Source organism: Herbiconiux dendrobii, from assembly GCF_052048175.1.
Classification (GTDB): domain Bacteria; phylum Actinomycetota; class Actinomycetes; order Actinomycetales; family Microbacteriaceae; genus Herbiconiux.
In genome coordinates this window covers 28,112-40,697 of the sequence record NZ_JBLZQV010000007.1, presented here as the reverse complement: position 1 = coordinate 40,697, position 12,586 = coordinate 28,112, and the positions used below count along the sequence as shown (strand labels likewise).

General features: G+C 69.1%; 13 protein-coding genes. 7 read left to right on the top strand and 6 right to left on the bottom strand.

The features are described 5' to 3' along the window. Positions 1–37: 37 nt before the first annotated feature. Both ACN4JJ_RS18110 and ACN4JJ_RS18105 read left to right on the top strand, forming a co-directional pair. Positions 38–925: an NAD-dependent protein deacetylase gene (locus tag ACN4JJ_RS18110; RefSeq protein ID WP_440711294.1), complete on the top strand. Its 888-nt coding sequence runs from the start codon at positions 38–40 to the stop codon at positions 923–925. A gap of 44 nt (positions 926–969) precedes the next feature. Beyond that, positions 970–1,599, top strand: a complete 630-nt coding sequence (locus ACN4JJ_RS18105) for a histidine phosphatase family protein (RefSeq protein ID WP_440711293.1) — start codon at positions 970–972, stop codon at positions 1,597–1,599. Here ACN4JJ_RS18105 and ACN4JJ_RS18100 read toward each other — a convergent pair. After that, positions 1,526–2,653: a glycosyltransferase family 4 protein gene (locus ACN4JJ_RS18100; RefSeq protein ID WP_440711292.1), complete on the bottom strand. Its 1,128-nt coding sequence runs from the start codon at positions 2,651–2,653 to the stop codon at positions 1,526–1,528. The two genes, ACN4JJ_RS18105 and ACN4JJ_RS18100, sit on opposite strands and share 74 nt — an antisense overlap. Beyond that, on the bottom strand, positions 2,650–3,585 hold the full coding sequence (locus tag ACN4JJ_RS18095) for an alpha/beta fold hydrolase (RefSeq protein ID WP_440711291.1): 936 nt from the start codon (positions 3,583–3,585) through the stop codon (positions 2,650–2,652). Before ACN4JJ_RS18095 ends, ACN4JJ_RS18100 begins: the two co-directional genes overlap by 4 nt. A 141-nt stretch (positions 3,586–3,726) precedes the next feature. On the opposite strand from ACN4JJ_RS18095, the gene treS reads away from it, so the two are divergent. Then, positions 3,727–5,451, top strand: a complete 1,725-nt coding sequence (treS, locus tag ACN4JJ_RS18090; RefSeq protein WP_440711290.1) for a maltose alpha-D-glucosyltransferase — start codon at positions 3,727–3,729, stop codon at positions 5,449–5,451. Between the two features lie 252 nt (positions 5,452–5,703). Then, positions 5,704–6,450 carry an exonuclease domain-containing protein gene (locus tag ACN4JJ_RS18085; protein ID WP_440711409.1) on the top strand — a complete coding sequence of 249 codons (747 nt, stop codon included), beginning with the start codon at positions 5,704–5,706 and terminating at the stop codon, positions 6,448–6,450. Positions 6,451–6,597: 147 nt separating this feature from the next. On the opposite strand, the gene ACN4JJ_RS18080 is transcribed toward ACN4JJ_RS18085, so the two are convergent. The 3 genes from ACN4JJ_RS18080 to glgA form a co-directional block, all read right to left on the bottom strand. Further along, positions 6,598–6,858, bottom strand: a complete 261-nt coding sequence (locus ACN4JJ_RS18080; protein ID WP_440711289.1) for a type B 50S ribosomal protein L31 — start codon at positions 6,856–6,858, stop codon at positions 6,598–6,600. A 114-nt stretch (positions 6,859–6,972) separates the two neighbouring features. Next, a complete protein-coding gene (locus ACN4JJ_RS18075; RefSeq protein WP_440711288.1) occupies positions 6,973–7,755 on the bottom strand; it encodes an ABC transporter ATP-binding protein in 783 nt (260 codons plus the stop codon). A gap of 28 nt (positions 7,756–7,783) precedes the next feature. Then, entirely contained in the window at positions 7,784–8,968 is a 1,185-nt protein-coding gene (gene glgA, locus ACN4JJ_RS18070) for a glycogen synthase (RefSeq protein ID WP_440711287.1), read from the bottom strand. Positions 8,969–9,016: 48 nt separating this feature from the next. On the opposite strand from glgA, the gene glgC reads away from it, so the two are divergent. The 3 genes from glgC to ACN4JJ_RS18055 all read left to right on the top strand — a co-directional run bounded on the left by glgC (position 9,017) and on the right by ACN4JJ_RS18055 (position 11,691). Next, complete coding sequence (gene glgC / locus ACN4JJ_RS18065) at positions 9,017–10,261, top strand: glucose-1-phosphate adenylyltransferase (protein ID WP_440711286.1); 1,245 nt, start codon at positions 9,017–9,019, stop codon at positions 10,259–10,261. Between the two features lie 64 nt (positions 10,262–10,325). After that, positions 10,326–10,970, top strand: coding sequence for a phosphoserine phosphatase SerB (gene serB / locus ACN4JJ_RS18060; protein ID WP_440711285.1), 645 nt, complete (start codon positions 10,326–10,328; stop codon positions 10,968–10,970). A gap of 556 nt (positions 10,971–11,526) precedes the next feature. Further along, positions 11,527–11,691 carry a hypothetical protein gene (locus ACN4JJ_RS18055; protein ID WP_440711284.1) on the top strand — a complete coding sequence of 55 codons (165 nt, stop codon included), beginning with the start codon at positions 11,527–11,529 and terminating at the stop codon, positions 11,689–11,691. Between the two features lie 71 nt (positions 11,692–11,762). Here the strand turns inward: ACN4JJ_RS18055 and fabG are convergent, their stop codons facing one another. Continuing rightward, the gene (gene fabG, locus ACN4JJ_RS18050) at positions 11,763–12,482 is read right to left on the bottom strand and encodes a 3-oxoacyl-ACP reductase FabG (RefSeq protein WP_440711283.1); all 720 of its coding nucleotides are present in this window, start codon (positions 12,480–12,482) and stop codon (positions 11,763–11,765) included. Positions 12,483–12,586: the final 104 nt, after the last annotated feature.

Sequence of the window (12,586 nt, the reverse complement as noted above, 5' to 3'; positions counted from 1 at the left end):
TCGTGGTGCCGGGCCCCATCGCCGGCGTGGAGGTGTCATGGTTCCGCTCGTGTCGTCCGCTCCGGATGCGCCGGCCTCACCGGCTGTCGCAATAGCGCTCTCCCCAGCCCTCGACGACGCCGTCCGGGAGGCGGCGCAGATCCTCGAGGGCAAGCGCGTCGTGGTGCTCACCGGCGCCGGCGTCAGCACCGACTCGGGCATTCCCGACTACCGCGGCGAGGGCGCACCGCCTCGCAACCCGATGACCTTCGACCAGTTCCTCGCGAGCGCCTCCTACCGCAAGCGCTACTGGGCGGGCAGCCACCTGGGCTGGCGGATGTTCGACGCCGCCGCCCCCAACGACACCCACCGCATCCTGGCCGAGCTCGAAGACGCCGGCGTGGTGAACGGTGTCGTCACGCAGAACGTCGACGGTCTGCACGCCCGCGCCGGCACCCGCCACCTCGTCGACCTGCACGGCTCGATGGACCGCGTGAACTGCCTCAGCTGCGGCCAGACCTTCGCCCGCGCCTCGATCGCCGAGCGGATCAGCACGGCCAACCCGTGGCTCACCGAACCCGAGCTGGTGCGGATGGCGCCCGACGGAGACGCCGACGTGGCCGAGTACGAGGCCTTCGAGGTGCCCGCCTGCACCGTCTGCGGCGGCGTGCTGAAGCCCGACGTGGTGTTCTTCGGCGAGTTCGTGCCGACCGAGAAGTTCGCCGAGGCCGCCTCGATGGTGGCGTCGTCCGAGGCCATGCTGATCGCCGGCTCCTCGCTCGTGGTCAACTCCGGTATCCGGCTGCTCGAGCAGGCCCGCCGACGCAAGCTGCCGATCGTGATCGTCAACCGCGGCCTCACCAAGGGCGACAACCGCGCCACCCTCAAGATCGACGCCGGCGCCGCCGAGACCCTCACCGCACTCGCCGCCCGCCTCCTCCCCTGACGCAGCCTCGTCCCCGTCCGGCCACGCCCCGTAGACTGACGGGGATGACTACCTTCACCTTCGTGCGGCACGGCCAGACCGACTGGAACTTCCAGAAGCGCATCCAGGGCAGCACGGATGTGCCCCTGAACGAGACCGGCCGCGAGCAGGCTCGCGAGACCGGCCGGGTGCTGGCCGAGCGGCAGTGGGACGGCGTCGTGGCGAGCCCCCTCGGCCGGGCCCGCGAGACCGCCGAGATCATCGCGGCCGAACTCGGACTCGACGGGGTCGAACTCGTGCCCGAGCTGGTGGAGCGCAGCTACGGCGAGGTCGAGGGCTTGAACGCCGAGCAGATCGCCGAGCGCTTCCCCGGGCATCCGATGAACGTCGTGCCCGGCCGCGAACGCCGCTCCGAGGTCGTCGCCCGCGTGCTGCCCGCCCTCGAGGCGCTGGCCGAGGAGCACCCCGGCGAGTCGCTGATCGTGGTCTCGCACGGCGGCGTGATCGGTTCCCTCATCCGGTACGTCACCGACCGGGCGCTGCCTCAGCAGGGGCAGATGATCCCGAACGGATCGGCGCACGACTTCGTGGTCGACGACGGGCACCTCTCCATCTCCGAGTTCAACGGCGAGGCGATCCCCGAAGAGGTCCGGTCGCGAGCTCCGCTAGCGCTCGAGCTGACGCTTCCCAGCTGAACGTCTCCGCCTGCGTGCGCGAGGCGATCGAGCGGGCACGCCACGCGCCGGGGTCTTCGAGCGAGCGGATGGCGCGGGCGAATGCGTGCGGGTCGCGCGCCGGCGCGTAGAGGGCTGCGGATGCCCCGATCTCCCGGAACACGGGGATGTCACTGACCACGACCGGCGTGCCGAACCCCATCGACTCCACCAGCGGGATGCCGAAGCCTTCGTCGAGCGAGGCCGTCACGAGCGCCGTCGCCTGCTGCAGCAGTGCGTGGTACTCCTCGTCGCTGACGCCGTCGTGGAACTCCAGACGCGCCTCCGGGTCGATCGCCCGCAGCCGGGCCTTGTCGGCATCCGTCGCCCGGCTCAGCAGGTGCAGCGTGTAGCCGGGCAGCTCCGCCACGGCGCGCACGAGCGTCTCGACGTTCTTGTAGGGCATGAACGAGCCCATGTAGAGCACCGAGCGGGCTCCGGATCGGGCCGCCGCGTCGTCGGCCGCCTCCGCCGCGCGCTCGGCGGGAGGCAGATCGGCGGCGTTCCGCGCCACGACGACGGGCCGCTTGGTGAGCTGGTGGGAGGCGATAAGCCCGCGGGTGGTCTCGGAGACCGTCACCACCGCATCCGCCCGGTTCAGCAGCAGCCGCTGCGGCCACCAGGCCTTGTGGTAGAGCCGCCAGAGCACGCGGACGAACGCCGGGAGGTCGTGCGGGGGCTCGGGGTTGGAGTAGTAGATGAGGTCGTGCACCGTGAGCGCGAGCGTGTAGCGACGGCCCGTGGTGCCCATGGTCTGCATCGGGCTGAACACCACGTCGGGCTTCAGCGCGTTGACCTGCAGGGCGACCAGCGGCTCGCGCACGCTCGTGGGGCCGGAGACCTTCTGCCACGGCAGGTCGGGCAGCATGGCGAGCTGGCGCTCGTCGCTGATCACCATGGCGAGTTCGACACCGGCCACGGCCGGATCGTTCGCGTCCACCAGCGCCTTGAGCGCTGTGACGACGCCCGCGGTGTAGCGGCTGATGCCGTCATGGCGGCCGATCCGCGTGTACCGGCAGTCGACGACGAGCTTCACGACGCGGGCTCGAGGAACGCGTCTATCGCCGCCGCCGCCTCGATCGGGCGCTCGTAGTGGATGAGGTGCCCGACGTCGTCGAGCACCACCAGCCGCGCGTCGGGCATGGCCTCCTGCAGGCGGTGCTGGGCGGCGAGCGGCGTGATGTCGTCCTTGTCGGCGGCGATCAGCAGGGTCGGGGCGGTGATCCGCTCCGCGTACTCGCTGACGTCGTTGCTGACCGAGGCGCGGAAGGCGTCGAGCACCACGGTGCGGTTCGCGAACGCGCTGAAGTAGCGGTGGTGCTGGTCGTGGATCCAGCGGCGCAGGGACCGGTTCGTCGTCTTGGCCATCGTGACGCTGATCACCTGCACCATCACGGGGCTGGACAGCAGCACGTGGCCGAGCCTCTCGGGCACCGCCGCGCCGAGCTGGTAGTAACCGATGGCGATCCGCGTCATGACGCCCCGGGGGCCCTTGAGCGCGGGGGCGGCGATCGGGTTGATGAGCACGGCGGCGTCGACGGGGATGCCGAAGGTTCCGGCGATCGAGGCCGCCACCACGATCGATCCGAACGAGTGGCCGACGATGACCACCCGCGCATCCGGCGACTCGGGGCGCACCACCTCGACGAAGGCGTGCAGCCAGTCGACGTACCCGTCGAGATCGTGCACGGCGTCCATCGGGGTCGACACGCCGAATCCCGGCAGGTCGGGTGCGACGATCCGGTAGCCGGGCCGGTTCAGCTGGGCGATCACCGGCTCGAGCCCGTGGTGGTCGCCGCGGTAGCCGTGCACCACGATCACGAGTGTGGCGGCCTCGCGGCGGGCGTCGGCATCCTGCCCGCCCGATCCGTACTCCCAGACGTGCGTCTCGCTCCCCCGCACGGGCAGCACCCGCGTGGTGACGGGCATCCGGGCGAGTTCGGGGGCGTAGGGCGAGGCGACGGTCATCCGCTCCAGCATAGACGGGGCGGATGCGACGGGGCCGGGCCGACGCGCCCGCCGGGCCGCACCCCTGGCGGTGTCGGTGACCTGGGCTATCGTGAAGCCAGGTATGCACGAGCCGGCCGATCGTCATCCGAAAGGATCCCTGTGAACTACACCGCACCCATCCAGACTCCGGGCCTCACCCTCGACCCGCAGTGGTATCGGCGATCGGTGTTCTACGAGGTGATGATCCGCTCCTTCGTCGACTCGAACGGCGACGGCTTCGGCGACATCGCCGGGCTCATCTCCAAGCTCGACTACCTGCAGTGGCTCGGCATCGACGCCCTCTGGCTCCCCCCGTTCTTCCAGTCGCCGCTGCGCGACGGCGGGTACGACGTCTCCGACTTCACCTCGGTGCTCTCCGAGTACGGCACGGTCGAGGAGTTCCGCGACCTGGTCACGAAGGCCCACGAGCGCAACATGCGCATCATCATGGACTTCCCGCTCAACCACACCTCGGATGCGCATGAGTGGTTCCAGCAGTCCCGGGCCGACCCCGAGGGCCCCTACGGCGACTTCTACGTGTGGAGCGACACCGACGAGAAGTATGAGAACATCCGCATCATCTTCGTCGACACCGAGGAGTCGAACTGGACGTTCGACCCGGTGCGCCGGCAGTTCTTCTGGCACCGCTTCTTCTCGCACCAGCCCGACCTCAACTTCGAGAACCCGGCCGTGCAGGAGGCCATCTTCGACGTCTGCCGGTTCTGGCTCGACATGGGGGTCGACGGGCTGCGGCTGGATGCCATCCCCTACCTGTTCGAGTCCGACGAGGGCAACGGCGAGGGCGAGCCCAAGACGCACGACTACATCGTGCGGTTGCGCGAGATGATCGACACCGAGTACCCGGGGCGGATGCTGGTGGCCGAGGCCAACCAGTGGCCCCGCGAGGTGGCGGCCTTCTTCGGCACCGACGAGGAGCCGGAGTGCCACATGGCGTTCGACTTCCCGGTGATGCCCCGCATCTACTACTCGCTCCGGTCGCAGAAGGCCGACGAGCTCATCCGGGTGCTCTCGGAGACCACCGACATCCCTGAGGGCGCCGCCTGGGGCGTGTTCCTGCGCAACCACGACGAGCTGACCCTCGAGATGGTGTCGGAGGAGTACCGGCAGGCGATGTACGGCTGGTACGCCTACGACCCGCGGATGCGCTCGAACATCGGCATCCGGCGCCGTCTCGCGCCCCTGCTCGACAATTCGCGCGCCGAGCTCGAGCTGGCGCACGCCCTGCTGTTCGCGCTGCCGGGCTCGCCGTTCCTCTACTACGGCGACGAGATCGGGATGGGCGACAACATCTGGCTGCCCGACCGCGACTCCTCGCGCACGCCCATGCAGTGGACGCCCGACCGCAACGCCGGGTTCTCCACCGCCGACCCCGGCAAACTGTTCCTGCCGGTGGTGCAGTCGCTGGTGTACAACTACAACCTCGTGAACGTGGAGTCGCAGCTGGCGCAGTCGCGATCGCTGCTGCACTGGGTGCGCAACGTCATCCACGTGCGGAAGGCCCATCCCACCTTCGGCCTCGGCAGCATGGAGGTGCTGAAGAGCGACCACGAGTCGGTGCTGGCCTTCGTGCGCTCGTACGAGGGCTCCGGCGCCTACTTCGGCGACGGGCCGGAAGACGTGCTCTGCGTCTTCAGCTTCGCGCACAACCCGGTGTCGGCCACCATCACCGCACCCCAGTTCGCCGGCCGCCGACTGTTCGACCTCTTCGGGCACGCGGAGTTCCCGTCGTTCGACGAGAACGGCAGCGTCACGCTCACCTTCGGCACCCAGGCCTTCTACTGGCTGCACGTCGGCCAGCCCACCGAACAGGAACAAGGACGGTAGGGCGTGACCGACAGAGACATCCCGGTTCCGCTGTTCGATCTGCCCGAAGAGAGCCTCGGCGGAGAGGCCATCGGCCTGCACCGCCACCGGGGCAAGCACGCCGCTCCCCCGGCACCCGAGGTGGTGGAGCGGTCGGTCACGGTCGAGCGGTCGGTCACGATGTCGCTGACGGTCACCGAGAAGGTCACCCGCACGCACGCGACGGTGCCGCCGGAGGCCCCGCCGTACGACCCCGCCTTCGACGACGAGCCGATGGCCTTCGACGGCGAGTCCGGGCATCCGGAAGCCCCCGTCTACGTTCCCGCCTGGGCCTCGCGGCTCGCGGTGTTCGACCTCGAGACCACGGGCATCGACGTCGAGACCAGCCGCGTCGTCACCGCCAACATCTCGCTGCTGGATGCCGCGGGCCGCACGGTGCGACGCCGCGACTGGCTGGCCGATCCGGGCGTCGAGATCCCCGAGCAGGCCACAGCGGTGCACGGTGTCACCACCGAGCGCGCGCGGGCCGAGGGGCGGCCCGCGGCCGAGGTGGTGGGCGAGATCGTCGACGAGCTGCGCCGGGCCTTCGCCGACGGCTACGCACTCGTGGTGTACAACGCGCCCTACGACCTCACGCTGCTCAACCGCGAGTCGGTGCGGCACGGCGTCGCGCCGCTGGAGTCGCCGTCTCCGGTGATCGATCCCCTGGTGATCGACAAGCAGGTCGACCGTTACCGCAAGGGCAAGCGCACGCTCGAGGCGGCGGCGGGCAACTACGGCGTCTCACTCACCGACGCGCACGACGCCGGAGCCGACGCGATCGCCGCGGGCCGGGTGGCGCAGGCGCTGGCCACGAAGTTCCCGATCGAGCTCGACCTCACCCCGCGCGCGCTGCACGAGGCGCAGATCGGCTGGCACGAGGCCCAATGCGACTCCTTCGAGGACTACATGCGTCGCACCAAAGACCCGGCCTTCACCTCCCGCCGAGGCTGGCCCGAGGCCGTTCCCCGCTCCGCCTGACGCTCGGCGCCGCCTGAGCGCTCGGTCCCGCCTCATCGCTCATCCCACCTGGCCGCTCGGCCCCACCTGACCACTCGGCACCCAGGCAGACGAAGAACCCCGCCGGCCGAAGCCGACGGGGTTCTCGTGCGTGTGATTGCGGAAAGACTACTTGCTGCCGCCGCCGAAGCCCTTGTAGCGGGTGTTGAACTTCTCCACGCGGCCGGCGGAGTCGAGGATGCGCTGCTTGCCGGTGTAGAACGGGTGCGACTCCGACGAGATCTCGACATCGATTACCGGGTAGGTGTTGCCGTCTTCCCACTCGATCGTCTTGGCGGAGCCGACGGTCGAACGGGTGAGGAAGGTGGCGCCCGACGCGAGGTCGCGGAAGACGACTGCTTCGTACTTGGGGTGGATGTCAGTCTTCATAGTGGTGTCCTAGTTTCACAGCATGGGGGTCGGAAATCTTTGGTCTGACGAGGCGGACCAAGGGAAGAGCCTACCAGATACCCGGGCAGGCTTCCAGAGCGGATGCCCGGCGTGTCAGGCCGCGCGGGCGGTGTAGCGGCCGTCCTCCGAGGAGAGCGCGATCGGCAGGCCGAACGTCGTCTCGAGGTTCTCGGAGGTGAGGATCTCGCCGAGCGGCCCACTGGCCACGATCCCGTCCTTGTTCAGCAGCAGCGCGTGCGTGAAGCCCACGGGGATCTCCTCGACGTGATGGGTCACCATCACGATCGCGGGCGCCTCGGGGGCGCTGGCGTAGCCGCCGAGCAGCTGCAGCAGCTCCTCGCGGGCGCCCAGGTCGAGCGAAGCGGCCGGCTCGTCGAGCAGCAGCAGCTCGGGGTCGGTCATCACCGAGCGGGCGATCTGCACGCGCTTCTGCTCGCCGTCGCTGAGCGAGCCGAAGAGGCGCTCGGCGAGGTGGTCGAGGTTCCACTCGTTCAGCACGCGCTGGGCGCGGCGCAGGTCGATCTCCTCGTACTGCTCGTTCCAGCGGCCGGTGACCGAGTAGGCCGCCGTCAGCACGACGTTCAGCACGGTCTCGTTCGGCGGGAAGCGCCGGGCCATCGCGCTGGAGGCGAAGCCCACCCGCGGCCGCAGTTCGAACAGGTCGACCTCGCCGAGCTTGCCGTCGAGCACGTGCACCGTGCCGCCGGAGGGGTGGTTCATCGCGGCCGCGATCTGCAGCAGCGTGGTCTTGCCCGCGCCGTTGGGGCCGAGCACCACCCAGCGCTGATCGCCGTCGACCTTCCAGTTCACACCGCTCAGGATGGGGTTGCCATCCCGCACAACAGAAACGTCTTCAAGGTCGAGCACATTGGGCATGAGGCAAGCCTAACGAACCCGTCGACGACTATCGCACCAGCGCGCGGTAGATGTCGGCGGTTTGGGAGGCGATCGCGCCCCAGCTGAACTCGGCCTCGGCCCGAGCTCGGCCTGCGACACCCATCCGCGCGGCGCGCTCCGGGTCGGAGACCACCTCGGTGAGCGCCCGGGCCAGGTCGCTCACGAAGCGATCGGGGTCGGTCGGCGTGCCGGTGCCGTCCTGCAGCTGGTCGATCGGCACGAGCAGGCCGGTGACGCCGTCGTCGACGACCTCCGGGATGCCGCCGGTCGCGGTGCCGACGACGGGCAGGCCGCAGGCCATCGCCTCGAGGTTCACGATGCCGAGGGGCTCGTACACCGAGGGGCAGACGAACACGGTCGCCGCGGTCAGTACGGCCGCGAGCTGCGGCTGGGGCAGCATCTCCTCGACCCAGACGATGCCGCCGCGGGTCTCCTGGAGCGTGCGCACCGCGCCGGCGACCTCATCGAGGATGGCGGGCGTGTCGGGTGCGCCCGCACACAACACCACCTGCACGTCGGCCGGCAGCTGGGCGATGGCGCGCAAGAAGTAGGGCAGACCCTTCTGACGCGTGATCCGGCCCACGAAGACGACGGTGGGCCGATCCTTCTCGATGCCGAGGCGCTCCAGCACGGCGTCGTCGTGCGTGGGCTTCCAGGTGGCGAGGTCGATGCCGTTGTAGACGGTCACGAGCTTCGACTCGTCCAGCGCCGGGTACGAGCGCAGGATGTCACGGGCCATGCCGTTGCTCACGGCGATCACCTGATCGGCGTTCTCGAACGCATCCTTCTCGATCTGCGACGAGATGCGGTAGCCGCCGCCGAGCTGCTCGGCCTTCCACGGGCGCAGCGGCTCGAGGGAGTGCGCGGTCACGACGTGAGGTACGTCGTGCAGCAGCGAGGCGAGACGGCCGGCCGCGTTGGCGTACCAGGTGTGCGAGTGCACCAGGGATGTGCCGGCCACCGCCTCGGCGATCTGAAGGTCGACGCCCAACGTCGTCAGGCTCGGGTTGGCCCCGGCCAGCTCGGCGGGCACGCCGTAGGCGAAGACGCCCTCCTCGGAGCGGGGAGCGCCGAAGCACCGCACCGCCACCTCCAGATGCTCGCGCAGGCCCTTCACCAGCTCGGCGACGTGCACGCCGGCTCCTCCGTAGACCTCGGGCGGATATTCACGGGTAATGACGTCGACTCGCATAGTTGAACGGTAGTACCACCCGGGCGAAACCTCATTAGGGTGGGGGCTATGGCTGCATCAAAGAAGATCTTCGGCATCGTTCTGGCCGGAGGTGAGGGCAAGCGACTCATGCCCCTCACGGCCGACCGGGCCAAACCGGGCGTACCCTTCGGAGGCGGCTATCGCCTCATCGACTTCGCGCTCTCCAACCTCGTGAACTCGGGGCTGCGGCAGATCGTGGTGCTCACGCAGTACAAGTCGCACAGCCTCGACCGCCATGTCTCGCAGACCTGGCACCTCGACGGCCTGCTCAACTCGTACGTGGCATCCGTGCCCGCGCAGCAGCGCCTCGGCAAGCGCTGGTTCAGCGGATCGGCCGACGCCATCCTGCAGAGCCTCAACCTCATCCGCGACGAGAACCCCGACATCGTCGTCGTGGTCGGCGCCGACCACGTGTACCGGATGGACTTCGACCAGATGATTCAGGCGCACATCGAGTCGGGGCGCGGCGCCACGGTCGCCGCCATCCGTCAGCCGATCAGCCTGGCCGACCAGTTTGGCGTCATCCAGACGGATGCCGACGACCCCACGCTGATCTCGGAGTTCCTCGAGAAGCCCAAGAACCCGCAGGGTCTCGTCGACTCCCCCGACGAGGTGCTCGCCTCGATGGGCAACTACATCTTCGACGCCGACCAGCTGATCGACGCGGTCATCCGCGATGGCGAGAAGCCCGAGTCCAGCCACGACATGGGCGGCGACATCATCCCCGACTTCGTGGCGCGCGGCAACGCGGCGGTCTACGACCTCAACCGCAACGACGTACCCGGGTCCACCGACCGCGACCGCTACTACTGGCGCGACGTGGGAACCATCGACTCGTTCTACGACGCCCACCAAGACCTGATCTCCGCCCTGCCCGTGTTCAACCTCTACAACGAGACCTGGCCCATCTACACCCAGCAGCTGAACTCGCCGCCCGCGAAGTTCGTGCGCGACAGCAAGGGCAACCCCGGGGTGACGGTCGAGTCGATCGTGTCCCTCGGATGCCTCATCTCGGGTGCCCGCGTCGAGGGCAGTGTCGTCGGGCCGTGGACGACCGTCGACTCCGGCGCCCTGGTGCGGCAGTCGGTGCTCTTCGACCGTGTGCACATCGAGCCCGACGCCGTGGTGCACCGGGCCATCCTGGACAAGAACGTCGTCGTGTCGGCCGGGGCCCAGGTGGGCATCGACGCCGATCGTGACCGGGAACGCGGCTTCACGGTGACCGACTCGGGGATCACCGTGGTCGGTAAGGGAGTCCGCGTCGTTCCCTGACGCCTGGGTCGTCCTGCGGGTCGGGCGTTCCTTGGGAGTGTCGTTCGTTCAGTAACCTGGCTGCATGCCTGATCCCCGCTTCCTCGTGGTGCTCGACGTCGATTCGACGCTGATCGAGAACGAGGTGATCGAGATGCTCGGCGACCTCGCCGGGCGTCACGCCGAGGTGGCGGCGATCACCGAGCGTGCGATGAGCGGCGAGATCGACTTCGCCGAGAGCCTGCGGGAACGGGTGGCCACCCTGGCGGGGCTTCCGGTCTCGTGCTTCGAAAAGGTGCGCAGCGCCATCGAGGTCACCCGGGGAGTGCCCGAGATGATCGCTACCCTGCACGAGCACGGGAGCGTCGTGGGTGTGGTCTCCGGCGGTTTCCACGAGATCCTCGATCCGCTGGCCTCGACGCTCGGCCTCGACTACTGGCGGGCGAACCGGCTCGGAATCGCCGGCGGTCACCTCACCGGCACCGTCAGTGGCCCGATCATCGATCCTCAGAGCAAAGCGGATGCTCTGCTCGAGTGGGCGGGCGAGCACGGCATCCCGGCGTCACACACCGTCGCGGTGGGTGACGGCGCCAATGACCTACGCATGATGGAGGTCGCGGGTCTCTCGGTGGCGTTCGACGCGCGCCCCGTGGTGCGTGCCCAGGCCGACCTCGTGATGAACCGCCGCGACCTCAGCCAGCTACTCCCCCTGCTCGGTCTCCGAGGCTGACGCCGGCCCGGCCCGGGGGCTATGACTCGTCCGGATCGTTCGCTCCAGGGACCGGGACGCACGGATATCGACAACGGCGTCCTGCTGTGTCACTTCCATCACTCGCACCTGCACAAGTCAGCCTGGAAACTGACCATGCTTGCGGGTGTGCCGCACCTCATCCCACCGAGGTCGATCGACATCGCTCAGACACCGATCCCGACCACCCGGCGACGCACCCTCCGCCTCCCAGCCGCCTGATCAGGCCTGCCCGTCTCTGAGAATCGGGCACGGTCATCGAGGGCAAGCGCGGAGCGCGCGGCAGCCCATCCGTCAGGCCAACCATCCGGCCATGGAAGCGCACCGGGCTGCCGCGCGCTCCGCGCTTGCCGACGATGGTCATGGCTGGGTCGACGGGTGCCTGCTCGAACTCGGGGCAGTTGGAGATCCCTGGCGGTCCAGCCCAGCCAGGGAGATGACCCGATCGGGCCCGTGAAGACAGGGCGTGCACATCATGGGCTGTCCGGTGTCATCGCTCTGTCCAGTGTCCTCTCTCCATGCGGACATCGTCGGGGTGATGCCGCAGCCCTACGACGAGACCGGCGACAGAAGACGGCACGGAAGGACTGGCAGTCGGCCGCTCGCGGTCGATGAGGTCGACTTCACGGCACGCAACGTCGTCCAACGGCACTTCGCCGTCTTCGAGCACCAGCGGGCCATCGTGCCGCGCTGCGACGAATAGGCCCTCACCTACCGACGAGGTGCCGTTCTCCGAGCCATCATCGTCCGGCCCCGAGCATGAGGAGACGAGCCCTAGTGACCCATGCCGAGGCCGCCGTCGACCGGGATGACCGCGCCGGTGATGTAGGCGGCGTCGTCGGAGGCGAGCCAGGCCACGACCTTGGCCACCTCGGAGGCCTGGCCGTAGCGGCCGGCCGGGATGCTCTTCTTGTACTCGGCCTGCTGAGCCTCAGGCAGCTCGGCGGTCATGTCGGTCTCGATGAAACCCGGAGCCACCACGTTCGCGGTGATGCCACGGGCGCCGAGCTCACGCGACACTGAGCGGGCGAGACCGACGAGAGCGCTCTTCGAGGCGCTGTAGTTGACTTGGCCGGCCGATCCGTAGAGCCCCACCACACTCGAGATCAGCACGATCCGGCCGAAGCGCGCCTTCAGCATCCCCTTCGATGCGCGCTTCACCACGCGGAACGCGCCGGTGAGGTTCGTGTCGATCACGCTGGTGAAGTCGTCCTCCGCCATGCGCATCAGCAGCATGTCGCGGGTGATGCCGGCGTTGGCCACCACGACCTCCACCGGGCCGAGCTTCTGCTCCACCTCGGTGAACGCGGCGTCGATGGATGCTCCATCGGTGACATCCGCGATGACGGTGAGCGTGCCCTCGGGGCCCGATCCGGAGCGCGCCGTCACGGCCACACGGTGCCCCTGGGCCACGAACTCCTCGGCGAGGGCGTAGCCGATGCCGCGGTTTCCGCCGGTGATGAGCACGGTGCGAGGGGTGGTCGAGGTGGTCACAGTGCGGAAGTCCTAACGTCGTGGGGCAGGTCGAGCCCTACCAGCTTAGGAGTTGCCCAGCGTCGCGGCCGGCCGACTCGGCAGAGGCTTCCGAAGCGTAGGCT

What these genes read in the sequence shown, in the direction of transcription:
- ACN4JJ_RS18095 (WP_440711291.1), bottom strand. Translation starts at nt 3,585, where the DNA reads ATGACCGTCGCCTCGCCCTACGCCCCCGAACTCGCCCGGATGCCCGTC.
- ACN4JJ_RS18080 (WP_440711289.1), bottom strand. Translation starts at nt 6,858, where the DNA reads ATGAAGACTGACATCCACCCCAAGTACGAAGCAGTCGTCTTCCGCGAC.
- glgA (WP_440711287.1), bottom strand. Translation starts at nt 8,968, where the DNA reads ATGCGAGTCGACGTCATTACCCGTGAATATCCGCCCGAGGTCTACGGA.
- ACN4JJ_RS18105 (WP_440711293.1), top strand. Translation starts at nt 970, where the DNA reads ATGACTACCTTCACCTTCGTGCGGCACGGCCAGACCGACTGGAACTTC.
- serB (WP_440711285.1), top strand. Translation starts at nt 10,326, where the DNA reads ATGCCTGATCCCCGCTTCCTCGTGGTGCTCGACGTCGATTCGACGCTG.
- ACN4JJ_RS18055 (WP_440711284.1), top strand. Translation starts at nt 11,527, where the DNA reads ATGCCGCAGCCCTACGACGAGACCGGCGACAGAAGACGGCACGGAAGG.
- ACN4JJ_RS18110 (WP_440711294.1), top strand. Translation starts at nt 38, where the DNA reads ATGGTTCCGCTCGTGTCGTCCGCTCCGGATGCGCCGGCCTCACCGGCT.
- glgC (WP_440711286.1), top strand. Translation starts at nt 9,017, where the DNA reads ATGGCTGCATCAAAGAAGATCTTCGGCATCGTTCTGGCCGGAGGTGAG.
- ACN4JJ_RS18075 (WP_440711288.1), bottom strand. Translation starts at nt 7,755, where the DNA reads ATGCCCAATGTGCTCGACCTTGAAGACGTTTCTGTTGTGCGGGATGGC.
- ACN4JJ_RS18085 (WP_440711409.1), top strand. Translation starts at nt 5,704, where the DNA reads ATGGCCTTCGACGGCGAGTCCGGGCATCCGGAAGCCCCCGTCTACGTT.